Source organism: Mesorhizobium abyssinicae (assembly GCF_049887195.1).
GTDB classification, from domain to species: Bacteria; Pseudomonadota; Alphaproteobacteria; order Rhizobiales; family Rhizobiaceae; genus Mesorhizobium; species Mesorhizobium abyssinicae.
Genome location: NZ_JARAKC010000001.1, coordinates 128,907 through 154,082, shown reverse-complemented (window position 1 = coordinate 154,082; position 25,176 = coordinate 128,907). Strand labels below are relative to the sequence as shown.

The following is a 25,176-nucleotide window of genomic DNA, read 5'->3' as shown; positions in this document are numbered from 1 at the left end:
ATCCTACCGGTCTGCTTGTTTAGCGTGGGCGGGGAGAGGGCGTCACCCTCTAGTGCGGCAATCTTTCAGGGGCATGGACTTGAAGCCGTCCGGAAGCTTGAAAATCGATACCTTCTCGATGCGCATCGGCGACATCGAGGGCATCGAACTCGACCGGTTGCACGCGCACTCCCTGTCCGTGGGATGGCCGCACCGGGCCGAAGACTGGCAGTTCCTGCGCGAATCGGGACGCGGCTTCGTGGCGCTCGATGAAATTGGCCGCGTTCTCGGTTCGGCCATGTGGTTCGAGCATGGCGCCGACTTCGCGACCGTGGGAATGGTCATCACCTCGCCGCGACTGCAGACGCTCGGAGCCGGGCAATGGCTGATGAAGCGGGTGTTCGAGAAGGTCGCCGGGCGCGACCTGCGCCTCAATGCAACCCGAGCGGCAAGACGGCTCTATCTTTCGCTCGACTTCCAGCCGGAGAAGACAGTCTACCAATGCCAGGGTATCGTTCGTGCGGAGGGGACGGGTAGGCTGGCAGCCAGGGGCGATGTCCGGACTTTGGGTGAAGGCGACATTCCCGCGGCGATCACGCTCGATGGGGCGGGATTTGGCGTCAGGCGGGCGGCGCTCATCGAAAAGCTCTTCGCGCACTCGGCCGGCTATGGCCTTTTCAAGGGCGACAGGCTGAAAGCCTTCGCGCTCTGCCGCCCATTCGGGCGGGGCCATGTCGTGGGGCCGGTCGTGGCGGAAAGCGACGCCGACGCCGTGGCGGTCGTCCGGCCGCACGTGGCCGACCATTCGGGGTCTTTCCTCAGGATCGACACGCATGTGGATAATGGCGACTTCGCTGCCCTCCTGTCGCACAGCGGAATGCCGGTCTTCGACACGGTGCTGACCATGTCGCTGGGCAAGCGCCTCGCCGATTATGCTGCCGGCGGCCCGGCTATGCCGAAGACCTATGCCCTGGCGAGCCAAACTCTCGGGTAGTTCGTTGTTTTCGTCGACAAAAAGAGCCGGCCAACAGCTGCTTGGTCGAGGGCTCGGCCGCCGCCAGAAAGACACCGAGCGACTTCCTTCAGCCTAGGCTGGCACCTGAGCACGCTGCGCTCAGGTGCAAGTATGCACTTTCAGTTTGAACCGCTGGATCTTGCCAGTCTGGGTCTTTGGAAGCGCATCGGTGAACTTGATCGAACGCGGATATTTGTAGGGCGCGATGGTGGCTTTGACATGATCCTGCAAGAGGCGTTGCTCCAACTCACCCGGGTCGATCCCGTCGATCAGGACGACATGCGCCTCCACGATCTGCCCACGACCGATGTCCGGGACGCCGACGACAGCGCATTCCTTGACATGGGGGTGGGAAAGCAAGGCCGCCTCAACTTCGGGACCAGCGATGTTGTAGCCTGAGGAAATTATCATGTCGTCCGAGCGGGCGGCGAAATGGAAATAACCCTCCTCATCCCGGAAGAACGAGTCCCCTGTCAGGTTCCAGCCGTCGCGCACATAGTCCTTCTGCCGGGGATCATTCAGGTACCGGCAGCCCGTCGGGCCACGGACGGCTAGCCGGCCGACCTCGCCACGCGGTAACTCGTTCATATCGGCATCCACGATCCGGGCCTCGTAGCCGGCAACCGGACGCCCGGTCCTGCCCGGCGCGAGATCGTCCAGCCGGTTGGATATGAAGATGTGCAGCATCTCGGTTGCGCCGATGCCGTCCACAATCGGCTTGCCAGTCCGTTGCACCCAGGCCTCGAACACCGGCGCGGGAAGGGTTTCACCGGCAGAAACCGCGATCCGAAGCGACGAAAGATTGGCCCCTTCGTCCAGCGCGGCGATCATCGCCCGGTAGGCCGTCGGAGCCGTGAACACGATGGTCGCGCCATATTTCTCGATGATCTCGATCATGTTGGCCGGAGAGGCGTGCTCCAGCAGCGTCGCCGTGGCGCCGAAGCGGAGCGGGAAGATGGCAAGTCCGCCAAGGCCGAAGGTGAAGGCGATCGGTGGCGAGCCGACGAAAATGTCCTCGGCCGTGACCTGCAGGACGTCGCGCGCATAACCGTCGGCGATGATCAGCAGGTCCCGATGAAAATGCATCGTCGCCTTTGGCGAGCCGGTGGTGCCCGACGTGAACCCAAGCAGGGCCACGTCGTCGCGACCGGTCTCCACCGCATCGAATACGACCGGCTTGTCGAGGGCGGCGCGGTCGAGCTCTGCGTCGTGATTGGCCGTGCCATCGAAGCCGACGACCTGCTTGAGGAAGCGGCTGTCCTTGGCGCAAGCCACCATCTCGTCCATCAGCCGCGTGTCGCATAGCGCAAGCGTGATCTTGGCCTTGTCCACGATCTGCGACAGTTCGCCTGATCGCAGCATCGGCATGGTGTTGACCACGACCGCGCCTGCCTTGGTAGCGGCCAGCCAGCACGCCACCATTGCCGGGTTGTTGGCTGAACGGATCAGCACGCGGTTGCCCGGCCGCAGGCCGTAGTTCTCGACGAGCGCGTGCGCCAGGCGGTTGGTCCAGTCGGACAGTTCCTTGTAGGTCCTCCGGCGACCGTTGCCGATCAGCGCTACATGATCACCGAAGCCGCGCTCGACCTGCCGATCGGTCAGCTCTACCGCGGCATTGAGATGCTCCGGATAGTCGAACCCATCGAGCGGAAGGTCAGGCCATTGATCGCCGGGCGGAAGATTGTCACGCGCGAACGTATCGACATGTGCAGAACGACCAAGCATTCGCAAACCTCCACCCGTCGTGAAATGTGCAATGGAAACGACCAGCCGACGGTGGCACAGGAGTCCAGTTGTTTAAAGCTTAAAATGTTTGGCGCTGATATCACTTCCGTTTGCTGGCGGAAGCGCGACCACGCACGCTTCCGCATAGGCAATATCAGGCCTGATTTTCACCCATGCGGGCGAAGCGGGCCGGATCTGCCCTCTCCAGTCGCAGCGACAGCCCATATCCGACCACGGCGGCGGCCGGGATCAATGCCGGCAGGATGACCCCTAGCGCGCCGCCGGTGGTGCCGGTGAGGTCGCCAAAATGCAGGAAGATGTAGACGAACAGGGCCGCCATGATCAGCCCCGACAAGGCAGGCAGGACCACAGTCGACAGCGCCGGCGCGCCAGCCTGCTTGTTGCGGAAGAAGACGATCACCGAGAGCGAGGTGACGGTCATCATGCCGAGCACGCCGAGCGTGCCGACCTGGCTGATCCAGGTGAACATGTTGAGCACCGGATCGAGCCCGAGGCCGGCAAAGATCGCCAGCACAATCAGGGCGCCGATCGTCTGCACGACCGAGCCGATGTGGGGGCTCTGGTGATCTGCATGGGTGCGCCCGAAGGCGGCGGGCAACAGGCCCTCGCGTCCTGCCACGTAGCTGTATCGGGCGATGTAGTTGTGGAAGGCCGACAACGCGGCAAAGAGGCTCGATACGAGCAAGATACCGGCAATCGTCGGTATCGGCCCGCCGACATAGCGCCCCGCCAGATCGAAGAAGAGCGCTGATGGATCGCCATAGCCCTGGATGGTCGGGACCAGTTTGTCGGCGCCTATGCCAACGATCATCAGCCAGGTGGTGAACACGAAGAATATGCCGATCATCAGCACCGAAAGATAAGTGGCGCGCGGAATGGTCTTTTCCGGGTCTCGGGCTTCCTCGGCATAGATCGTGGTTGCCTCGAAGCCGATGAAGGAGCCCAGGCAAAACAGGATCGCAGCGGTCAGCGAACCCGAAAACATCGCGGCGGGGTCGAACACGTTCAGCGCCAGCCCGTGGTCGCCGCCCTTGCCGAGGATGGCAAAGTCGACGATCAGGACAATCAGATATTCGAGCGCGACGGCCACGACGAGAACTTTTGCCGACAGGTCCACCTGCCGGTAGCCCAAAATGGCGACCAGGACGACGGCGATCAGGCTCCACCCCCACCAAGGCAGGACCAGCCCGAGCTCGCTGAAGACACCGGAGGCTATTCCACCCAGCAGACCGATCAGTCCGAACTGCATGGCGTTGTAGGCGACCAGGGCCACGAGCGCCACGGCGCCGGCGGAGCGCCCGCCGAGACCGCGCGCGGCATAGGCGTAGAAGGCGCCAGCATTGGTGACATGCCGCGACATGGCCACGTAACCGGCCGAAAAAGCGAGCATCACCAGCGTCACGAAAATGAAGGTCGCTGGAATACCGGCGCCATTGCCAAGCATGAACGCCAGCGGCATCGCGCCGGCCACGCCTGTGAGCGGGGCGGCCGCCGAGATCACCATGAAGGTCACGGCGATCAGGCCTAGCGAATTCCTGCGAAGTTGATTGCTTCCTGCGGTACTCATATCTGTCGTTCTCCCTCTCTGTTCCCCACGGCCGATTGACCGGTCCATTGTTTGTTGGTGTCTGTTACCGCGTGCCCGTTTCGTCCGGCCGTCATCCCCCTCCGCTGGCGGCATGCCCGAAGGACCGCCGGCATTTGGCCAGAAACTGCCCGACCCATTCGCTGCGGCCGTTGCCGCGTGGCGTGATCGCCACGACCGCCCCTTCCGGGAAGTCCTCGTCCAGCGGTATGGCGAGGATCTCCTTGCCGTCGGGCGCGGTCCTGGCCTGCGGCGCCTGCGGGACGATCGAATATCCAAGACCCTGCGCGACCAGGCCGCGCACCATGGCGAAGGAAGGCGACTGGAAGCGGATGTGCGGTTGCAGCCCGCCGCGCTTGAACAGGGTGTCCGTGGCCGAGCGCACCGAGGGATAATCCAGCAGGATCATGGGCAGTTCAGCCAAATCGCTTAGCCGCAGACTGGATCTGCCGGCCAATGCGTGGCTGGCGTTCAACAGCACATGCGGAGCCGGAGGGCAGACCAGTTCGGCATCGAGGTCAGCTTCGTTCACCGCCCCGAAAGTGATCGCTGCCTCGATCCTGCCGGCCCGCATCTGCTCGATGAGATCGTCATGGTCGGCTTCCAGAAGGCGGATGTCGACATCCGGCTGCTGGCTGGCGAAGCCGGCGACGAGGTCCGGCACGAATTGCGGTCCAAGCGTGATGAAGAAGCCGATGCTGAGATGGTTCTCCGGGTGTGGCGGTCGATGGTCATCCGGCATGATCGGGATGGCGCGCCGGTAGCCGCGATTGCCGTAGACCAGCGGCGAGCGCTGCGCCGAAAGGTCGATGGTCTCGGCCTCGCCGATAAAGAGGAAATGGGTTCCCCACATCAGCGCCGTCTTGAGTTCGCAGTCGAGAGAAACGACAGCGCCATCGATGATCGGCGCGCCGGTCGCGCCGGGATGCCAAGCGATCGCGCCGAACCGGTCCTGGTTCAAATGCTTGATGCGGCCGGAGAAGAGATCCGAGACGAAACTCTGGTTGCCGCTGAGCACGTTGGCGCAGAACCGCCTGTTCTTCTTGATCGCCTCGCATGCGGGGCTGAGGTGATGGACGCTGATCAGCAATGAAGGCCGGCTGGTGTCGGCGGACACCGACGTCATCGATGAAACGGTCACGCCGAAACGACCTGCCTCGCCGTCCGTGGTCACCACGGTGACGGCGGCGGCCACGCGGCTCATGCCTTCGATGAAACGGGCGCGCAGATCGGTATCCATGGTCATTCACCCCAGGTCGAAGAAGCGTTCCAGTTCGACGTCCGGAACCTTGCGACGGAACTCGTTGTGCTGGCTTTCGCGAGTGGCCGTGAACGCCTCGACAAAGCGTGCGCCCAGCCAGTCCTTGGCGAAGGCGGAGCCGCGCAGCCGGTCGATCGCCTCCGGCATCGAGCGGGCGAAGTCGCGAGCGGGTTGCTGCGCATAGCCCGAGCCGATGGTTTCGGGATCTGGCTCGATCTCGCCGATGACGCCGGCGATCCCGGCCGCGATGGTTGCTGCGGCCGAGAGGTAGGGATTGGAATCTGCGCCGGGCAGGCGATTTTCCACCCGCAGGGACCCCGCGTCATGACCGACGAGGCGAAAGCAGGTGGTACGGTTTTCGAAACCCCATGTCAGGCCAGGCGGCGCGAACGTGCCGGGGGCGAAACGCCGGTAGCTGTTCACCGTCGGCTGAAAAACTAGCGTCGCGTCGCCGACATAGGCCTGCAGGCCGCCAAGGAAGTGGCGAAAAGTGCGGCTGACGCCGTTCTTCTCCTGCGCGTCCCAGAACAGGGACCTGCCTGTCTTGTCCTTCAGGCTGATGTGCAGGTGGATCGACTGGCTATCCGCCTTTTCGTTCCAGCGCGGCATGAAGGTGACCGACCGGCCCTGCCGCAGCGCCAGCGCGCGGATGAAGTTCTTCAGGAGAACCAGCTGGTCGGCCGGCTCCATGCCCTCGCCGGCGCCGATGCACGCTTCCATGAAACCCGCGCCGATTTCCTCGTGCATCTTGGCGAGGTCGATCTTCAGCGGCTCGCACATGGCGGCCACGGCCTCGTACCACTCGGTCTGGACGACCTGGTAAAGGATCAGGTCGTGGCTTGCATGCGCCGTCGCGGTCTTGAGATTGCGATAGCCCTTCGCCTTCGCGCTCTCCGGCGTCTCGTCGAACAGCGTGTATTCCAGCTCCATTCCGTATTTCGGCACCAGCCCCGCTTCGCCGGCACGGGCAAGAACGGATTTCAGGATCGCGCGGGGGCATATCTGCGCCGAAGCGCCGGTGTAGTTCGACAGCACCAGCAGGTCATGCCCGGCCTTCGACCAAGGCAGGCGGCGGACGGAAGCGGGATCGAGCTGCAAGGGGTCATCGTGGAAATCACCCTTATCGTCGTTGACGCCGGGAATGATGAGCATCGCATCGGTCGGGTCCAGCGCCAGTTGCGCGGGGGCCATGCCCATGCCGTTCTTGGCAATGCCCTTGAGGCTGTTGGCCGAGACCATCTGCCCGCGCAGCAGCCCGTTGGTGTCGGTCATCGCGACCGTGGCAAAGCGGCTGGCCGGGTCGGCCATATAATCGTCAAGCGTCATGTTGCACCTGATTGAGGGAATGGGCGCCGATAAGTCGTGCGAGTTCGGCGAGATCAGTCTCGGGCTGTGTCGAATAGGCCTTGAGGAATACCTTGAGGCCGTTGTTCAGATAGCGGGCGATCTCGGCGCGCGAGGGCGAGTGGTCCGGCATGTAGAGGGCCTGCGTGCGCGGCGCCGACAGGATCAGGCCCCATAGATCCTGCGCGGCGAGTTCGGCGTCGTCGAAAGCCAGCCGGCCGGCGCGTCGCTGGCCTTGCAGATAGTCCATGATGCCGCGCAGCAGGCGGTCCGGCCCCACCTCCTGATAGGCGCGGCCGATCTCCGGAAAGCGTTGCACCTCGCCAATGATGAGCCTTGCCAGCGACAGGAGGTCCGGACGCAGCACGGTGTCGGCGTAGTCCCATGAGAATTCCAGCAGGTCCGCCACCATGCCGCGATCGGAAGGATGCTCGAAGACCGCCAGCATCTGGTCGCGCTCGCCAAGCATCATGGCCGAGAACAGCGCCTCCTTGGACTGGAAGTACTGGTAAAGCGTTGGCTTCGACAGGTTCGCCTCGAGAGCGACGGCATCCATGTTGGCGCCGGAATAGCCCATTTCGGAAAAGACCTTCAGGGCGGCCTCCAGGATGCGCCGCTCGCGCTCGATCTTGTTTTGCTGTCGGCGGGACAAGGCGGTCATCGCGGCAGTCTCCTCAGGAAGTCCAGCAGGATGCGGCTGTAGGCTGCGGCCTGCTCGACATTGCAGACATGGCCGGCATCCGCGATGGTCTCGTAGCGGATGTCTGGCCGGGAGGCCTGGTCGAGTATTCGCCCGGCAACGCCGCGGATCTCCGATGGCGACGCCAGCCGGTCGTGCTCGCCCGTCATCATCAACACCGGCATGGTCAGGCGCGAGAAATCGAAACGCTCGGAGGGATTCGTGAAGCAGACGAGCGCGTCGAGATAGGTGGCGGACGGGATCGCCGCCATTGACCGGAAAAGCTGTTCCTTCACCGCGTCGGAGGCGTTCGGCCCCGCCAGCACTTTCACCACCGCGGGAGCGAAATCGGCCGGCGTCTGGCCGGCATCCAGCGGCACCTTGCGGCTGACACGGAAGGTCTCGCGCTCCTCGAGGCTTGCCTCCGACATGCCGGTGCAGCCACCCGAAAGGACCAGCCCCGCCAGCATCTCCGGGTGGCGCATGGCGAAGGAGGTCGCGATCCACGAGCCCAGGGAGAGGCCGACCAGCACCAGCCGATCGGCGCCAAGTTCTTCCTTCACGCGCAGGATGTCGTCGCAGTAGTCCTCTACGGTCGACTGCATTCGCCCGAGCGCGCTGCCGCCGTAGCCGCGCGAGTCGAGTGCCGCCGCGCGCATCACGCCGCCTGCGGCCGCGAGTTGCGGCAGCCAGTTGCCGCGCGAGCCGCCGATGCCGTGTAGGAACAGGCAGAGCGGCCCGTCGCTGTCCGTCGTCGTTAGCGCGAGGCGAGGCTCGCCATCGATGACTATGTCCCGCGTGGCGGCAGAGGCGGGCAGGGGCCTTGGCTGCTCCGTCGCGTCGGTAGCGAGCGTTGTCTCCGACAGGGCGGCGATGCCCGCTTCGAAGATCGCCTTCGTGCCCTCGCAAATCGCCTGCAACCGCGGCGAGGCGGCCTCGACCCGCGCGCTCCAGCGCAGGGTGCTGCCGCCATGATCGCCGGCGCCTATGGCAATGCGGCCGTCATAGGATTGCGCGCCGGCAATGCCTTCGAGATGTGTGTAGGCGAGCGTGCGGTCGCTGTCGCTCAGCCAGGTGAGTTGCTCGCGGTAGACGGTACCCTCCCCATGAGCGGTAAAGGCGCGAACCAGCGTGCCGCGTGCGTCGCGCTCGGCGTGGATGGTGGCGATGGCCGGGTGCCATTGCCCGCAGAAGTCCGAAACGACGGACCACACCGCCTCCGGCGAGGCAGCTGAGACGCCGATGACCTCGACCGTTTCGTGCGCCATCGACGTTATCGGGCCGACAGTGAGGCGCCGTGCTCGCCGCGCCACAGTGACATGCGGGCGCCGCCTTCGTCGCCCGGAGCAGAGTCGATCTCGTCCATTTCGTAGAGCGCCAGCACCGAGAGGTAATCTTCCATGATCTCGGATGTGAAGGGCAGCATCAGCGCACCGCAGCGGCTGTCTCGGTACATGCGCTCCAGCGGCAGCGATTTCAGCATCGACTGGCCGCCGCAGGTGCGGATGGCCATCGACGTCATCTCGGCCGCGCCTTCCATGACGTTGTATTGCGCGGCGTACATGCGCAGCACCTCGCCCTTGGTCGGAAAGCCTTTCGACTCGCCGAAAGCCTGCCACCACAGCGCGCGCATGTTCGCCAGCCGGGCGTACATCTTGCCCACCGCGATACGCTTGGTCGCATACATGCGCCGATCTATCGGTGGCTGGCCGGGCACCTTGCCCTTGAGATAGTCGACCATGAAGTCGAAGGCGCCCTGCGCGACACCCATATAGGTGGGCGAAAGGGTCACCATCATGTGAGGCCAGTTGGGCAGCGTCTTGCCGAAGATGCCCCGCGGCATCAACAGGTCCAATTCGGTGACGAAGACGTCCTTCAGGATGAGGTCGCGGCTGTTGGTGCCGCGCATGCCGAGCGGATCCCAGTCGCCCTTGACGCTGAGGCCCGGCGCATCCTTGTGGACGACGAACAGCATGGTGTCCTCGTGGCGCGGCTCGCGGCCCTCGAACACCTCGGTGCAAACGATGGTGTAGTAGTCGCAATAGCCGGCCAGCGAGGCGAATTTCTTGAAGCCGTTGATCTTCCAGCCGCCGTCTACCTTGCGGCACTGCGTCTGGTTCGGCTTCGAGGTCCAGTTCTGGCCACCCTCGGAGATCGGCTGCGAATAGATCGCTTTTTCGGCGATGGCGCGGCGGAACTGGCGCTCGCGCAGCGGCGCGAATGCCGCCTTCTCCTGGGGCGTCAGGTTCGGCATATCGAACATGAAGCGCGACCAAGCCATGGACGAGTTGTGCATGTTGAAGGTCAGTGCGGTGGCGCCGCAGTATTTGCCGATCTCGGCGCCGACCATCGCATACTCGAACATCGAGAAGCCCCAGCCACCGAATTCCTCCGGGATGCAGAGCCCGAGAAAGCCTTCAGCCGCCAAATCCTTGTAGTTCTCGACCGGGAAGGAGGCGTCATCGTCGATCCCCTTGGCGCGCGACGCGAATTTATCGCGGCCAAGCTCGTTGACCAGCCGCAGCTTGGCTTGCACCTGCGGGCGGATGCGGGAGAGGTCGTAGTAATCGGCAATGTCGCTCATGGTCTTCTCCGAGGGCGTCAGGACGCCAGTTCGCCTTGCAGGAGGCCGTCCTTGACGACGACGTTCCCGTCCAGAGTGATTGTGCAGTTGCGCATCGGCAGGTCGAAATGACCGAGCGTGTAGCGGCCGGCATATTGGTTGGCGCCTGTGGACCACAGGAACGATCCCGCCAGCGCGCGGAACTCCACAGCCTGCATGTCACGCTTGTCGTACATGGCGGCCGAGACCCAGCGGGCGCGCGGATGCATGCCCCAGCCGACATGGCTCATGCCGTAGGCGTTACGGTCGTTCCAGGCTTCCATGTATTCGCGGAAATGGATGGCATCGACGCCGTCGCCCTTGATGGCGGTGACGAAGTCGTCCTCGACGGTGAAGTCGATGCGGCTGGTGAGCGTCGTCTTGAACGTCAGGTTCATGTCGCCAACGTCCATGACGATCCGGCCGTTGACGCAGTTCTTTCCGGGAAAGGCGAGGCAGAGCCCGCCCGGCCAGTGTGCCACCGCGCCGGGCGTGGTGCCGAAGCCCGGCGTGCCGCCGCAGGGTGCGTTGCGCAAATCGATGACGAGATCGGTACCGGCCGGCGAGGTGACGCGCATCTCGCGCGCCTCGCGCAGCATCTGCACTCCGAGCGCCACCTTCGGGCCGAGCTCGGCCGTCGGCTCGGTGCGCTCGAGGATTTCAGGATGTTCGTTCGTGACGACCAGGAGGCGGGTTCGTCCTGCCGCCTCGATCTCGGGCCATTCCGGGGCATGGATCAGCCCCTCGACCGTGCAGTCGACGATCACCTCGCAGAGCTTCAGCGCCTCGATCACGGCGCGGTTGCCCTGGATCGCCCAGGACGTGCCGGTGGACTTCACCGGCACCGGCGCCGTCTGGCGCGGCGTCGGCATCTGGATCATGCAGAATTCGGCACCGAGATCGTGCAGGGCGAGTTCCGACAGATGGACCAGCACCGGACGCGACTGCGTCTCAGACAGGATCGCCACCCTTGTCCCATTGCCGATAGCATTTAGTACGAAGACGCGGCGGAAGCAGTCCAGCCACCGTCCTTCGATGCGCTCTTGCAGCATCGCTAAACTCCCATTGACGATCCGGCTTGTTTCGGATTTCTTTACTTGTCAGTTAAGTTTTCACGTTCGCATAAGCCTGTCAATGAGATTTTCGAAGATTCTTCTTTTTTCGAGAATAATGACGTGTCGCAGGAATCCGGGCTGATCACCGCGATCAGGCGGTGGGACGGGCATCGCGGAAATCTGGACTGCATTGCCGACTGGTGGCCGAGGTCTGTCTTCGATCCAGGGGCCTATGACTGAACCTGCGCTCGTCAATACCTGCCGGAAAGCAGTTCCCCGGCGCCGGGTGACGCGGCGAGCAGTCCAAGCCGTGACATCATCTGATAGCTGGTACAGACAGAGGCACTGACGACGGGAAGGCCCAGCGCCTTCTGGAGTTCGTCGATCACCGGTAAGGAAGGCATCTGCACGCAGGCGGACGCGACAAACGCGTCGATGCCGGTTGTGTCGACCCTCTTGTAGATATCGAGCAGGTTGTTCGGATCGTGCCTGCCGACTTCGAGGTTGTCGGGAATTTCGAGGGCGACGAAGTCCTTCACCGCTATTCCCTCATGCTCAATGTAGTCGACCACCAGCTGGGTAAGCGGCTTCATGTAAGGGCATATCATCGAGATCTTCTTCGCCCCAAGCACCTTGAGGCCATCGACGAGCGCACCTGCACTCGTGACAACTGGAGCAGGAGCGCCGTTCTCCGCTGTGCGCATATGCAGCCGCGCTTCCGAGGTGCGGTGATAACCCTTGCCCATGCTCATGATCGCGACCAGACAGGCATAGCCGAGGACGTCGACGCGCGCGTCGGAAAGCTCGATCGCGCAGCGGTCGCTGTCACGATCCATGGCCTCGAGCTCTTCCTTGACCACCTTCTTCATCCGCATCCGGCTGGAATGGAAAGTGAAACGTTCAGGCAGGAATATTTCCCTCGTGCGGAAAATCGCCGGGATTTCCGTCTCCATTGTGGTGTTGGAGGAAGGCACGATCTGCCCGATGCGAAAAGTGCTCGCCATGCTGGATCCGCTCCGTCTGACTGCTGTAACTGGTAGGCTTCGGCTTATGCCGAATGGGCACCTGGCTGTGCCGGTTCGATCAAGCCGGCGTCATCGCCGTCGAAGGTCTGCGCCCTTTCGGTCAGGGAAATCGGTTCCAGCCTGCGGCGGTTTACCCGCAGGTCGAAAACGTCGAACCGGTTGTAGTGGCCGACTATGTCATGCATCTGCTTCGGCTGGATGCAGCGTCCGAGATCAATCTCGGCGTAGACGATTCCTTCTTCGTCGATCAGCGGCTCGCCAACCACGCGCCCGTCCGGGCCGATCACCCCAGAGAAGGCGCTGGACTTGCGCTGCAGGCGCGCCCTTGCATCCGGAACGACACCCTCCATTGCGGCTATGATTTCTTCCGAGACGGTCGAACAGGAAACGATCGTAAAGACCTTGCCTTCGAACGAGTGGGCCATGGCGCGCAGCTTTATGGCCTCCGCCATGTCGTAGTCGGGCGGCGCAACAGGCAGCGAAATGTAGCTGGCGACGTGAACCAGTTCGCCTTGGGCGAGAAGGGTGAAGCGCGCAAGGGTGTTCGTGTTCTCGCCGCAAGCAAGCGCGCCGAGTGGCCCGATTGCAGTGTCGTGGACTTTCAGGCCGGCTCCATCGCCAGGCGCCCAGGTCAACTTTTCGGCCCAGGTCGGCATCAATTTGCGGTGCTTGCCAAGCAGCGTTCCATCCGGGCCGATGGTCAACAGGGTGTTGTAGAGAGTTCCAATCGAACTCGCGCTGCGCTCGTTGATGCCGATCACGACGTGGATGCCGGCTTCGCGTGCCGCACTGCGCAGGATTTCGACTTCCGGACCGGGCTCGACAATGGCGGCGCGTGCCAGTTTGTCGAACCAGGCTCCGCCGGTCACCGGATCGGTGATCCAGCTCCAATACGGATAGGCCGGGATGAACACCTCCGGGAAGGCGATGAGATCGGCGCCATTGGCCCTTGCCTCGCGGATCAGGGAGACGGCCTTCTCGATCGTCGCCGGCGTATCGAGAAAAACGGGTGCGGCTTGCACCGCCGCGGCAACGAACTTTGGTAGCTTCAGCATGGCAACTCTCCTGCTCTCATCGGCCACCAGGCAGGCTGTCTTGGATGCCAGAGACCTTCTGATCGCTTAGATCCGGGACCAACCGCACGACGGCTGTCTTGAACGGCGTGGGCACGTGTCTACTCCGGCGTCGCGTTCACGACTGGATGCCGCAGCGTGCCGATCCCTTCAACGCATGCCACGACCACGTCGCCCGGCCACATCCATTCCTGCGGATCGCGTCCGGCGCCGACACCTTCCGGCGTGCCGCTGGCGATGATGTCGCCGGGCTCCAGCGTGATCGCCGACGAAATGTCGGCGATCAGGTGGTCGACCTTGAACAGCATGTGGCGGGTGTTGGACCGCTGTTTCTCGACCCCGTTGAGCGTCAGCGACAGGTCGAGCACCTGCGGGTCGGGAATCTCGTCGGCCGTCACGATGCACGGCCCGAACGGCGCGTACGTGTCCTGACCCTTGGAGAAGATCCATTGACCGGCGCGCCGGTTGTCGCGCGCCGAAACGTCGATCATCACCGAATAGCCGAAGACGTGGTCTAGTGCGTCCTCCTTGCGCACGCGGCGGGCGGTGGTGCCGATGATAACGGCAAGTTCCACCTCCCAATCGAGCTGCTGCGTCATCTTCTTGTTGTGCTCGATGCCTTCCCCAGGCCCGATCACCGTGGTCGGCGGCTTCGAGAAGACGACAGGCTGTTTCGGCAGGTCTTTTGACGTGTCGAGCGACTTCGCACTTTCCGCGACATGCTCGACATAGTTCAGGCCGATGCCGAAGATGTTCTTGCGCGGTCGGGGAATGGGCGCCAGCAGCCTTACATTGTCCACCGCCGTAGCGGTTCCGGCCGGGAAGCGTCCGGCTGCCCTGCCGAGGCAGTCGCGAAGCGTCTCCAGTCCGCCGCGCCCGGCATCGATCAGGCCGAGCATGGTATCGGGCAGGGTCGTGCCTTGCGCCGTGGCGAGCGCCTCCACATCCACTACCAAATTGTCGACGAGGACGCCGAGCCTTGCCGCCGCCTCGACCGAGGCGCGATAGGTCACAAGTTTCATGATCTTTCCTTCAGAGGAGCGGCTGCAGGCCGCCATTGTCGCCGAATGCCTGCTCGCGGTAGAGCCCGAGCGCCCGCATCACCGGCAGGTCGGACAGGCAGAACAGGCAGGCGTCCTCGCGATCGGAGCCGTTGGCATGCTCGTGCCACGCCCAGGACGGCACGCAGAAGATGTCGTGCTCCTGCCAATCGTAGCGGCGGCCGTTGATGATCGAATGACCGCTGCCCTTCGCCACATGGTAGAGGCCGCTGCCCGTGTGCCGGTGCGCCTTTGTGTGCTCGCCGGGACGCAGCATCTGCATCGATGCGCCGAGCGTCTGCATGACCGGGCCGTTCGTCACCGGGTTCACATACTCCATCAGCACGCCGTCGAAGGGCGAGCCATCGGTGCAGCCCGCGTATCTCGTCAGTGCGTCGTAGGTTGGTGCCCATTCGTATTTGAACATCGGGCTGTAGCCCTTGGTCCAGTTCTCGCCCATCGGCCTGAGCCCCGCGTTCCCCCAGGTCTTGGTCATGTCGTCGACCGCGTAGCCGACCGCCTGGCTGAGATCCGGGTGAACCTCGTAGAAATTGGCTTCCATGGCGTTGACGAAGGGGATGTCCAGGCCGTCCTGCCAGATGCAGGGCGAGCCGGTCGCCTCCACGCCATGCTCGTGCCAGGTGTCGTTCGGCGTCAGCACGAAATCGTTCGCGCCGAGCGTCATCTTGTGCCCGTCCACCACAGTATAGGCGCCCGAGCCCTCGATGATGAATCGGATCGCCGAGGCCGAGTGGCGATGCGCCGAGGCAACCTCGCCGGGGTTCATCACCTGGAGCCCGCCATAGATCCAGCCGACCGCGGCGGCCACGTCGGAGCGCCCCGGATTGTTCAGATAAACCACCCGCCGTCCGGCCTTTTCCGGTGTGACGAGTTCAACCGAGCGAAGGACATGCGCACGCAGGTCGCGATAGCGCCAGACCACCGGCACCGACTGCGACTTCGGTTCCCAAGGCTCGATCTTGTTGGCGACGGTCCACAGCGCGCCTGCCTTATGGCGCGCCAGCTCGTCGTAATAGGCAAGCAATTCCGGCGTGTCCTCGACGTTCGCCCGGCCGACGACATCCTCGCGATGGTTTTCGCGCTCCTGTGCCATGGCATTCTCCTGCTTGTAGCCCGTAACTCTAGCATGACCCCAAGAATTTTCGATTGCAACAGAAATTTTCGAAAATAAATGAAATTGCCGACGAGCTCCTCTATGAGGTAAGGCTGTACGGGCGAGGAAATGTGAATGACGCTTGCCCAAAAAGCCTACGATGCCCTGCGCCACGACATCATACGCGGCGAACTTCCGCCTGGCCGACCGTTGCGTCTTGCCGACTTGGGCGAGCGCTATGGCATGGGCTTCTCGCCGCTGCGCGAGGCACTGAACCGCCTGCAGGCCGAACGGCTGGTGACGGCCGAATCGCTGCGCGGCTTCCGCGTGGCGCCGCTGTCGCTCGACGAGCTCCACGACGCCACGTCACTGCGTATCGTCATCGAGACGGAAGCGCTCAAGGCATCAATCAAGAATGGCGACGACGCCTGGGCGTCGGGCATCGTGTCCTCGCTCTACGCCTTGAATGTGCAGGCGGCGCGAACGGGCCCCGAAGCCGATATCTGGACCCTGGAAAAGCGGCACCACGCGTTCCACCGCGCCTTGCTGGCGGGTTGCAATTCGCCATGGACGCTGGAATTCTTCGAACGGCTCTATGCAGCGACCGAGCGCTACCGCATTCCCGTTCTGCTGGCCTCTGCCCGACCGGTCGGTCGCGATGTCCAGGCCGAGCATGGCGCGCTTGCGGAAGCGACCCTCGACAGGGATGCGGACAAGGCCTCCGTGCTGCTCGAACAGCACTATCTGCGGACGGTCGAGGACCTGGCGGAAGTCATCAGCTCCAGCAAGGGCGTGCTTCTGCCGGTCAGGCAGACCGTCTGATTTCGGCCACTCAATTTTTGCCTAAGGAGATGGTCGAGAGACTTGTGGGGTTGTGTCCACTTGATACTTCGGTTCGCCAGGCCATACGAGAGAATACGAAGGAAAAGGGTTGGCTAACCACCCGCTAACATATTGATTTTATGCAGAAAACGATGACGCTGCTGGCCCACCAACTACGACGTAGCGCAAGGCCATTAATTTCGAAAGGCTCTCCGACGGTGGGTGCGGTGATCGGCGGCAACGGCGTGCGAAAGGGCGGCCTGACCCATCCAGTATACTCGCCAGGGCTAACGACGGCTTCGCGTCCAATTTCGGCCTAACAGGCAAAGTTCGTCGTTGTCCTGAAGCGGACTCCATCAAGCTGAGATTGCGACTCTCCCCGATCCGTATCCAAACCCATGGAAGGGACGAGACGCGACCATGAGCGGGAACGGCTCAGCCCATACCAAGACGCAATAATTTAGGTTACCTTTCCGGGGCTGAGCTATCGCGACCTATGGTCGGGTCGCATCACTTGGGAGACCTTCGTCCAATCTCAAAGCCGCATCATGCGTCGATCGCTATTTCAGAAGTATTTCTTCGTCTTGTTCGCCGCGGCCATTTTTCCGATCGCTGCCGGTGGCATCAGCAACACGTGGTTCAGCTATGTCGACCAGCATGCGATCCTCAGTGCCCTGCTGCAGTCCGAGGCAACATCGGCGGCCGACAAAATTGAGAGCTTTCTTGACGGCATCCAGCTTCCGCTAGGCTCGACGATCCCCCCGGAAGGATCGAATATGGCCAGCGTGAAACAGCTTCGGCTTCTTGCCGTACGAGCGATGCACGAGGTCCCGGGAATCCTCAGCATCAGTATTGTCGACGGTACTGGCGCGGAGCGGCTGCACATCTCTCGCATTGGCAAAAACAGGACAGAAAGCGGGGCGGATCGCTCAGGCGATCCCGCTGTCGTGGGCCTCAGGACGGCGAAGGTGTGGTACGGTCCAGTCATTTATCGCCCGGGGTCCGAACCCTCCCTAACCATGGCGATGGCCAGCTACGACAATTTAGCCGTCGCCAACTCGGTCATCGCCGAAATCAGTCTGAAGCCGATCTGGCTCATCGTTTCCGAAATCCGCGTGGGCCGCAGCGGCCAGGGATTTGTCATCGACCAGGCCGGCCGCCTCATCGCTCACCCCGCGATCAGCAAAGTGATGGAGGGCGCGGACGAGAAAGCAGCGCTGGCCCTGCGCGAATTGCGGGATGCGAGCGCTGCCGCAGGCGGCACTGCGATTGCAAGCCGCAACGCCGAGAATGAACGCGTTGTGATTGCTGGCGCGCCGGTTACCGCGGCCGGCTGGACGGTAATTGTCGAGCAGTCGCAGGCAGAGGCTTTTGCGCCTCTATACGCTTCATTGTGGCGGACCGGCGGGTTGTTGTTCCTCGCCACAGTCCTTGCGGCGGTGCTCGCATACTGGCTTGCCAGACGGATGAGCGGGCCTATCCTCCTGTTGGAGGAGGGCGCTCTCAAGATCGGTGCCGGACAGTTCGATCACCGGCTCACCATCTCCACTGGAGACGAACTTGAACGGTTGGCTGCTCGGTTCAACCAAATGGCGCAGGAACTTGCCACATCGCGGGACCGCGCGGAACGACTGACGCGGTTGAAGCGCTTCCTTGCACCACAGGTTGCGGAACTCGTAGAGAAGGCCGGTGACGAGCGAATGCTCGCTGGACAGCGCGCAGAAGTAGTCGCTGTTTTTAGCGACTTGCGTGGCTTTACTGCATTTTCATCGCACGCTGAGCCTGAGAACCTCATGCAGGTTCTGCGCGAGTACTATGAGGCGCTCGGCGCGATAATCACCAAGTATGAAGCAACGCTGACCAGTTTTTCGGCGGATGGATTGATGATCCTCGTCAACGCCCCGGTTCCATGTGAAGAGCCGGCGCTTCATGCCGTAAGAATGGCTGTCGACATGCAGGATTCCACACAAGAGCTCATATCTGATTGGCGGCAGCGTGGTTATGAGATCGGCTTCGGCATGGGTCTCGCTATGGGGTGGGCAACGGTGGGTCGGATTGGCTATGAGGCCCGCGCTGACTACACCGCAATTGGCAATGTCGTGAACTTGGCGTCGAGGCTGTGTTCGTCCGCTGAAGATCGACAAATCCTTATCGATTATTCCGTGGCGCGCCATTTGCCTGGTAACATGCCGATCGTTGACCTCGGCACGCGCCAGTTCAAAGGCCTCGAAGGGCACGTTCGCGTCTACAATGTTGAGACGCAAGGAAGCGAACGACCGAATTTAGATTCTGCTGAGAATGACGCCAGGCAAAAGGGCTAAGCTCCTCTGCATCAACGTCCGCAATCGCCGCCGCTCTTCAGCCTCGCCGCGAGCCACTTTGCTCAATGAGATCAATTGGGTTAGTCTCGCAATATGCGCCATCGCTGATAAACCATTTCGCTGAGGGGGCGAAAGTTCATGGAGATGCAGCAGGTCCGCTATTTTTTGGCCCTGTCCAATACGTTGAATTTCACCAGAGCGGCCGAAGAGTGCAACGTCACGCAGCCGGCGCTTACGCGCGCCATCAAGACGCTTGAAGAGGAACTGGGCGGAGAGCTGCTTCGGCGCGAGCGCCAGCATTCGCACCTCACCGAACTTGGGCGCCGCATGCTGCCGCTGCTGCAGCAGTGTTATGATGCCGCCACTTCCGCCAAATCGCTTGCCAAGGCAGTGCAAAGCAGCGACGTCGCGCCGCTCAATGTCACGATCTCGAACAGCGTCAATATCGCGCTGCTGGTGTCGCCGTTTACGGAGCTTTTCCGGGCCTATCCCGGCGTTCACCTCAAGATCAACCGTGGTTCGCCGGCTGCCGTCATCGACGCGCTGAAAAGTGGTGATGCCGAACTGGCGATTGCCGGGCCGCTGGGACAGGCCTGGGATCGCCTGGACGTGTGGCCGCTGTTTCAGGAGGAGATTGAGCTCGCCGTAAATTCCGATCATCCGCTGGCCCGGCGCAATGAGGCCGATGTCTCGCTGGCCCAGCTTGCGGCAGAGCCTGTGCTCAGCCGGATCGATTGGGAGACGAGCGAGGAGCTGTCGCGCTGCCTTTCCGCAAAAGGCTACTCGCCTCGAACCGCGCATGAAGTAGAAACCGACCAGGACCTACTCGCGCTGCTCGAGGCCAATGCCGGGGTCGGCTTTGTCTCGCTTACGGCGCCGCGATCCTCGAACACCCGGCGGCTCAAGCTTCGCGATCTGGACGTCTCGCGGATCGTTTCCGTTTATGCGGTTGCCGGCAGGCAGCGCTCGCCTGTCGCGACAACGCTGCTCAACCTCCTGAGGTCAGCAGATTGGTCGACATTCGGCGTCAGCGAGCCCGCCTGAGCGCCGCGATCATCTCGTCAACGTCCATGCGCCGGCGGTAGTCCGGATCGACGAAGCGATCCGCGATGATGCCGTTCGTCCCGACGATGAAGGTGGCTGGGATCGGCAGAAACCAGCTGCTGTTGCCCTGGTACTTGGGCAGATCGAGCCCCAGGCCCATCAGCCGCTCCATCTCTGCACCGACCCAGATCGCAAGGTTGAGGGACAATGCGTAGCCGTTATCCATGTCGACCAGAAACGGAAACTGCGCGCCAACCGCGGCCTTCATGGCTTTGGCGAATTTGCGCCGCTCGGGCATTATCACGACCACCTGTCCACCAAGCTCAGCGATCTCGCGCTGCACCTCGACGATGCCGATGGCGTTCAAGCGGCAGTAGGGGCACCAGTGCCCACGCTGGAAGGTGATGACGGCTGGGCCCCTGGAGAGGATTTCCGACAGGCTGACGAGCTTGCCATCGTCATCAGGCAACAGGAAACCGGGCATGGCATCGCCCGGAGCCGGCGCCATGGTCCCGGCCCCTTGTTTCTCAAGGCGATCGACCAGTCGCTCTACAGTGTCCGCGAACTCCGAGTTCAGACGGCGAACCGCCGCGGCAACCACAGCCAGCCGTTCGTTGAGAGGCGCATCAAGTTCGATGGCTGCCTGGACGGACTGCTCGAATGTCATTGCCTGGTCGTCGGCGGTCATGTCTGCACTTTCACGCGTCCTGCACAGCCTACCACCGGAGCCCCTCGGCCATTGCCATGTTTTTCCTGCATGGTTTCGATGCCCCCCGTGCATCGTCGCATGCCAGGTTCCTGTTCCATTCGCCTCCCAACCAGGTATCCCCCGACGATCCGATCCGCCGGCACACTTTGGGCGACATGCATCAGTGAAGCTTGATCCGCGGTCTTGCCCGCCTGACGATGATCTCGCCTATCGCAGCCAGCATGGTCTTCGCCAGTCCGTGCACCGCCTTGAGATGCATCTTGTATAGCGAGCGATAGACAAGCCTTGCAACGAGACCTTCGATCTTCAGCCCTCCGATCAGGCTGCCAAACGCGCCGTAGTCGGCCAACGAGACCACGGAACCATAGTCGCGGTAGCGATACGGCGGCGCGGCACGCCCTGCGAGACGAGTTGCGATCACCTTCACCATGTGGTCTGCCTGCTGATGGGCCGTCTGGGCTCGCGGCGGCAAGGCGTTGTCTTCGCCCGGCAGCATGCAGTTCGCACAGTCGCCGATCGCGAATACATGCTCGTCTCCAACCGCCCGCAGGGTTTCGTCGACGACCAGCCGGTTGATGCGGTCGGTTTCGAGGCCATCGAGATCCCTCAGGAAATCCGGCGCCTTGATGCCGGCCGCCCATACCACCAATTCGGCCGGCACAAACAGCTTTTCGCCTAGCCGGATACCGTCTTCGGTCACTTCGGTGACCTTGATGCCGCAACGCATCTGCACGCCAAGTTTGATCAGCAAGCGTGCCGTCGCGCGCGCCATCTGCTCAGGCAGCGCCGGGAGAATCCTCGACCCGGCTTCGACGATGGTGATGCGGATCAGCCTTTCGAAGTCGATGTTGTCGAGATTGTGCGATGCAATTTCACGCATCGACTTGTGCAGCTCCGCGGCCAGTTCAACGCCGGTTGCGCCAGCGCCGACGATGACGCAATGGAGCTGACCGGGCGACAGCTGCTCGTATTGCGCGTTGGCACGAAGGCATGCATCGATCATGCGCCTGTTGAACCGGGCGGCCTGCTCCGCGGTGTCGAGCGAAATGGCGTGGCGCGCGGCGCCCGGCGTGCCGAAATCGTTGCTGACGCTGCCGACTGCCATGACCAGCGTGTCGTAGCCAAGAACGCGTGGCGGTATGACCTGCCGGCCGTCATCGTCGAAGCTGGGCGCAACAAAGACCTGGCGCTTTGCACGGTCAACGCCGACGACCTCGCCGATGCGGTACCGGTAGCCGTGTCGGCTGGCATGGGCGATATATTCGACGGCGTCGTGCGACGCGCTCAAGGCGCCGGACGCCACCTCATGCAATAGCGGTTTCCAGATATGGGTGCGGTTTCGATCGACAAGCGTGACCGAAAGCCGCCGGTTGCCGAACTTGCGGCCGAGGCGCGTCGCCAGTTCCAGGCCGCCGGCGCCGCCGCCGACAATGACCACGCGGTGCAGTGACTTGTCCGCGTGCGAGGGAGTCTCAGGGATGGTGCGGAACAGCGCGGCATTGTTGGCCAGAACGGCTTCAGGAATGAGCCGCATACCTGGAGTGATGATCTGCATCGGTGGTCTCCATCCCTTCTTTGGCGCGGCGCATCACTCTTGGGATTCGTGGATCACGATGCCCTGAAGCATGTCGACCTCGCACTCCCAGGGCTTGTCCGCTAGGACGCGCTGCCCATGTCCGTATCCCGCCTGCCAGCGGGTGCGGATGCCCGAGCGGGTGAAGTCGATGTCCTTGGTGTGGTCCTCGCCGTCGAGGCGCGGCGAAAGCAGCCGGACGAGATGCATGACCGACGGACAGCCGTAAGACGCGAGTTCCTTGAACATCGGATCCTCGCGACGCTCCTCGGGCACGAGCTTTCCCATTTCGCGCACGACGTGGCGCAAACGATGCAGTTGCTCCTGGCGGGCGACATGGCTCTTGCCGCGGCTGGCGTATTGAAGATCCTTCTGCCGCCCCATGACCTGCCAGATCGATTTCGGCTCGGTGGCGCGGGGCTGCCACATATTGACGGCAAAGATCAGCGCATCGCGCCGCGGACGCTCGTCCAGCACGACCTCGATCGGCGTGTTCGAATAGATGCCGCCGTCCCAGTAAGGCTCGCCGTCGATGCAGACCGCCGGAAACGCTGGCGGTAGAGCGCCCGACGCCATGATATGCGCCGGCGACAGGATCATCTCGCGCGTGTCGAAGTATTTGAGCTCGCTAGTGTTGACGTTGACCGCGCCGACCGTCAGTCGCGTGTGGCGACCGTTGAGGTAGTCGAAGTCGATCAGATTGTTCAGCGTCCTTTTGAGCGGATCTGTCGTGTAGTAGGATGCGTTCTCGACACCGACCTCGCGGTTCACTCCAAACATCGCGCTTGGGTTCGGTTCGAAAAAGCCAGGGATGCCGCGCATCACCGTGCCCATGTTGGCGAAGATGTTGCTTGGAATCATCATCCGGAAAAACTCGTCGAGCGGACTGCTCCGGCTGACGCCGTCCCAGAACTCCTGAAGTCTGGGCAGGCGATCGCCGGGCTCGTTTCCTGCAATCAGCGCGGCGTTGATGGCGCCGATGGAGGTGCCTATGACCCAATCCGGTTCGATGCCGCCTTCGACCAGCGCCTGGTAGACACCGGCCTGATAGGCACCGAGAGCGCCACCGCCTTGAAGGACGAGGACTGTCTGACGCCTGACTTCGGCCTGGTGGCTGACCGTCGGTTCTGCTTCCGGGATAGACAGGTTTCGCGTGATCTTGTTCATGGCCTTCGGTCCTCGTGCAGGTCTAGTGAGCGGTCCAACCGCCTTCGATCGGCATCACGGCACCGGTGATCGACGCCGCCTCGTCCGACGCCAGGAACAGACAGAGCGCAGCAACCTGCTCGACGGTGACGAACTGCTTGGTTGGTTGCGCCGCCAGCAACACATCCTTGATCACCTGCTGCTCGGTGATGCCGCGGGCTCGCGCCGTGTCTGGGATCTGCTTCTCAACCAGCGGCGTGAGCACGTAGCCGGGGCAGACGGCATTGACGGTGATGCCCTGTTCGGCGACTTCCAGCGCGACGGTCTTGGTCAAGCCGGCGACCCCGTGCTTGGCTGCGACATAGGCGGACTTATAGGGCGATGCGACGAGTGCGTGTGCTGAAGCCACGTTGATGATGCGACCCCATTTGCGTGCCTTCATCGCCTGCAACGCGCGCCGGATCGTATAGAACGAAGACATAAGATCGATCGCGACGACCGCCTCCCATTTCTCGATCGGGAAGTCATCGATCGGCGCGACATGCTGAATGCCGGCGTTGTTGACCAGTATGTCGACTGCGCCGAATTCATCGATGGCCTTGTCCATCATCGCCGTGATCGCAACGCCTTTGCTCATGTCGGCGTTGTCGTAGCGGACGGTGACCCCGTGATCGCCGGCGAGCTTCGCCCGCAGGCGTTCGATTTCGACGGCATCGCCAAAACCATTCAGGACGATGTTGCAGCCCTTGGCGGCGAAGGCTTCGGCTATGCCTTGCCCGATGCCGCTTGTCGAACCGGTGATGAGCGCTGTCTTGCCACTGAGCATCGTTGTTTCCCTGTGTCTGGAACCGCAGGCAAATGGGCCGGCGGCTGCTTGGCGCCGAGCTGCAGCGCTCGGCTCTGGATCTGCGGACCAGTATGGCGAGCCGCCTGAAACCGCGGAAATGCCGTTGAGACATGGATTCGATAGCCGACAGTCTGACCGGCGCGCCTCGCGGTGCAGATCCGCAGGCCGGGTTGTTTGACGTTACGGCAACTAGTAATATTGCTCGGCAACGCCGGGGCATCCGGAACCGCCCCCGAGGGGAAGCGTGCAGTGGAGATCAGCCAGGTCCGATACTTCTTGGCCGTCGCCAAGGAGCTGAATTTCACCAGGGCGGCCGAGCAGTGCAATGTCACGCAGCCCGCGCTGTCGCGCGCAATCAAGCTTCTCGAGGATGAATTCGGCGGGCCGCTCTTCCACCGTGAGCGCCGCTTCACTCACCTCACCGAACTCGGCCGCATGGTCGAGACCTATCTCGAGGGCGTCTTCGAGAACTCTCGCCAGGCAAAGCAGATTGCCGAACAGTACGTGACCCTGAAGAAGATGCCGCTCAAGGTTGGCATCATGAGCACGATCGCTCCGGACGAGATCATCGAGCTCATCGCGGGCGTGCGCGCGCACCACCCCGGCGTCGAGTTGCATCTTAGCGATGCGGACGCGGTGAGCCTCAGGAGAAGGCTGCTCGAGGGTGAACTCGAGGCCGCCATCTATGCGTTGCCTTCAGACGTTCCCGACGAGGAAGTGCACTCCCTGCCGCTGTTCCAAGAGCAGATGGTGATGGCCGTTCACCTGGCCCATCGCCTTGCCAACCAGCGCGTTGTGCGGGTGAAGGACATGAGCAACGAAAGCTACATCCACCGCAACAATTGCGAGTTCGCGGGCTACGCGGATGCCATCCTTGCGGAGCAGGGCGTCACGGTCAGTCCGGTTTACTGGAGTGACCGTGACGACTGGACATTGGCGATGATCGCTGCCGGGCTTGGGTTCGGCTTCATGCCCGAGCATACCGCCAAGCATCCTGGCGTGGTGCCCCTGCCGATCACCGAACCGGAATTCTGGCGGGAGGTCAATCTCGTCACGGTGCGCGGCCGCAGGCATTCGCCCGCGGTCGGCGCATTGGTGCGCGAGGCCACGCAGAAGAAGTGGTTCGGCGAGCGGGTGAAAGCATTGTCCGCCGCCGAGTAGGGGCCGCCGGCGCCAGCCAGCGTGCTTCACATGCC

Annotated in this window: 21 protein-coding genes; 5 read left to right on the top strand and 16 right to left on the bottom strand. The window is 62.7% G+C overall.

Features of this window, described 5'->3' with window-relative positions:
* Positions 1-73 precede the first annotated feature (73 nt).
* A complete protein-coding gene (locus PU724_RS00640) occupies positions 74-973 on the top strand; it encodes a GNAT family N-acetyltransferase (protein WP_354420145.1) in 900 nt (299 codons plus the stop codon).
* A 120-nt stretch (positions 974-1,093) separates the two neighbouring features.
* Here the strand turns inward: PU724_RS00640 and PU724_RS00635 are convergent, their stop codons facing one another.
* The 12 genes from PU724_RS00635 to PU724_RS00580 all read right to left on the bottom strand — a co-directional run bounded on the left by PU724_RS00635 (position 1,094) and on the right by PU724_RS00580 (position 15,518).
* Positions 1,094-2,719, bottom strand: a complete 1,626-nt coding sequence (locus PU724_RS00635) for an AMP-binding protein (protein WP_354419132.1) — start codon at positions 2,717-2,719, stop codon at positions 1,094-1,096.
* Positions 2,720-2,873: 154 nt separating this feature from the next.
* Positions 2,874-4,307 carry an APC family permease gene (locus tag PU724_RS00630; RefSeq protein ID WP_127310624.1) on the bottom strand — a complete coding sequence of 478 codons (1,434 nt, stop codon included), beginning with the start codon at positions 4,305-4,307 and terminating at the stop codon, positions 2,874-2,876.
* 91 nt (positions 4,308-4,398) lie between these two features.
* The gene (locus tag PU724_RS00625) at positions 4,399-5,565 is read right to left on the bottom strand and encodes a LysR substrate-binding domain-containing protein (protein WP_354419130.1); all 1,167 of its coding nucleotides are present in this window, start codon (positions 5,563-5,565) and stop codon (positions 4,399-4,401) included.
* A gap of 6 nt (positions 5,566-5,571) precedes the next feature.
* Positions 5,572-6,912 (bottom strand): glutamine synthetase family protein, encoded by a 1,341-nt coding sequence (locus tag PU724_RS00620; RefSeq protein WP_354419128.1) that lies wholly within the window; start codon positions 6,910-6,912, stop codon positions 5,572-5,574.
* The gene (locus PU724_RS00615) at positions 6,902-7,591 is read right to left on the bottom strand and encodes a TetR/AcrR family transcriptional regulator (RefSeq protein ID WP_128272294.1); all 690 of its coding nucleotides are present in this window, start codon (positions 7,589-7,591) and stop codon (positions 6,902-6,904) included. Before PU724_RS00615 ends, PU724_RS00620 begins: the two co-directional genes overlap by 11 nt.
* Positions 7,588-8,877, bottom strand: a complete 1,290-nt coding sequence (locus PU724_RS00610; protein WP_354419125.1) for an alpha/beta fold hydrolase — start codon at positions 8,875-8,877, stop codon at positions 7,588-7,590. Before PU724_RS00610 ends, PU724_RS00615 begins: the two co-directional genes overlap by 4 nt.
* 5 nt (positions 8,878-8,882) lie before the next feature.
* Positions 8,883-10,193 carry an acyl-CoA dehydrogenase family protein gene (locus tag PU724_RS00605; RefSeq protein ID WP_354419123.1) on the bottom strand — a complete coding sequence of 437 codons (1,311 nt, stop codon included), beginning with the start codon at positions 10,191-10,193 and terminating at the stop codon, positions 8,883-8,885.
* A gap of 17 nt (positions 10,194-10,210) precedes the next feature.
* Positions 10,211-11,263 (bottom strand): 2,5-dihydroxypyridine 5,6-dioxygenase NicX family protein, encoded by a 1,053-nt coding sequence (locus PU724_RS00600; RefSeq protein ID WP_127393683.1) that lies wholly within the window; start codon positions 11,261-11,263, stop codon positions 10,211-10,213.
* Positions 11,264-11,517: 254 nt separating this feature from the next.
* Positions 11,518-12,270, bottom strand: coding sequence for a maleate cis-trans isomerase family protein (locus PU724_RS00595; RefSeq protein ID WP_127283480.1), 753 nt, complete (start codon positions 12,268-12,270; stop codon positions 11,518-11,520).
* A 44-nt stretch (positions 12,271-12,314) separates the two neighbouring features.
* Positions 12,315-13,346 carry a carbon-nitrogen hydrolase family protein gene (locus PU724_RS00590; RefSeq protein ID WP_292167536.1) on the bottom strand — a complete coding sequence of 344 codons (1,032 nt, stop codon included), beginning with the start codon at positions 13,344-13,346 and terminating at the stop codon, positions 12,315-12,317.
* Positions 13,347-13,465: 119 nt separating this feature from the next.
* Positions 13,466-14,386: a fumarylacetoacetate hydrolase family protein gene (locus PU724_RS00585; protein ID WP_292167539.1), complete on the bottom strand. Its 921-nt coding sequence runs from the start codon at positions 14,384-14,386 to the stop codon at positions 13,466-13,468.
* A gap of 10 nt (positions 14,387-14,396) precedes the next feature.
* Positions 14,397-15,518, bottom strand: coding sequence for a cupin domain-containing protein (locus PU724_RS00580; RefSeq protein WP_128346171.1), 1,122 nt, complete (start codon positions 15,516-15,518; stop codon positions 14,397-14,399).
* 135 nt (positions 15,519-15,653) lie between these two features.
* On the opposite strand from PU724_RS00580, the gene PU724_RS00575 reads away from it, so the two are divergent.
* The 3 genes from PU724_RS00575 (at position 15,654) to PU724_RS00565 (ending at position 19,705) form a co-directional block, all read left to right on the top strand.
* Entirely contained in the window at positions 15,654-16,340 is a 687-nt protein-coding gene (locus tag PU724_RS00575) for a GntR family transcriptional regulator (RefSeq protein ID WP_292099775.1), read from the top strand.
* Between the two features lie 548 nt (positions 16,341-16,888).
* The gene (locus tag PU724_RS00570) at positions 16,889-18,661 is read left to right on the top strand and encodes an adenylate/guanylate cyclase domain-containing protein (RefSeq protein ID WP_127309266.1); all 1,773 of its coding nucleotides are present in this window, start codon (positions 16,889-16,891) and stop codon (positions 18,659-18,661) included.
* A 138-nt stretch (positions 18,662-18,799) separates the two neighbouring features.
* On the top strand, positions 18,800-19,705 hold the full coding sequence (locus tag PU724_RS00565) for a LysR family transcriptional regulator (RefSeq protein WP_127309265.1): 906 nt from the start codon (positions 18,800-18,802) through the stop codon (positions 19,703-19,705).
* Here the strand turns inward: PU724_RS00565 and PU724_RS00560 are convergent.
* From PU724_RS00560 to PU724_RS00545, 4 genes are all read right to left on the bottom strand, one after another.
* Entirely contained in the window at positions 19,689-20,393 is a 705-nt protein-coding gene (locus tag PU724_RS00560) for a peroxiredoxin-like family protein (protein ID WP_354419120.1), read from the bottom strand. The genes PU724_RS00565 and PU724_RS00560 overlap by 17 nt on opposite strands.
* Before the next feature lie 181 nt (positions 20,394-20,574).
* Positions 20,575-21,969 (bottom strand): NAD(P)/FAD-dependent oxidoreductase, encoded by a 1,395-nt coding sequence (locus tag PU724_RS00555; protein ID WP_354419118.1) that lies wholly within the window; start codon positions 21,967-21,969, stop codon positions 20,575-20,577.
* Between the two features lie 33 nt (positions 21,970-22,002).
* On the bottom strand, positions 22,003-23,154 hold the full coding sequence (locus tag PU724_RS00550; protein WP_354419117.1) for a patatin-like phospholipase family protein: 1,152 nt from the start codon (positions 23,152-23,154) through the stop codon (positions 22,003-22,005).
* Between the two features lie 22 nt (positions 23,155-23,176).
* Entirely contained in the window at positions 23,177-23,959 is a 783-nt protein-coding gene (locus PU724_RS00545; RefSeq protein ID WP_127309262.1) for a 3-hydroxybutyrate dehydrogenase, read from the bottom strand.
* Positions 23,960-24,229: 270 nt separating this feature from the next.
* Here PU724_RS00545 and PU724_RS00540 point away from each other — a divergent pair, with 270 nt between their 5' ends.
* The gene (locus PU724_RS00540) at positions 24,230-25,141 is read left to right on the top strand and encodes a LysR family transcriptional regulator (RefSeq protein ID WP_354419116.1); all 912 of its coding nucleotides are present in this window, start codon (positions 24,230-24,232) and stop codon (positions 25,139-25,141) included.
* The last annotated feature ends 35 nt before the right edge of the window (positions 25,142-25,176 follow it).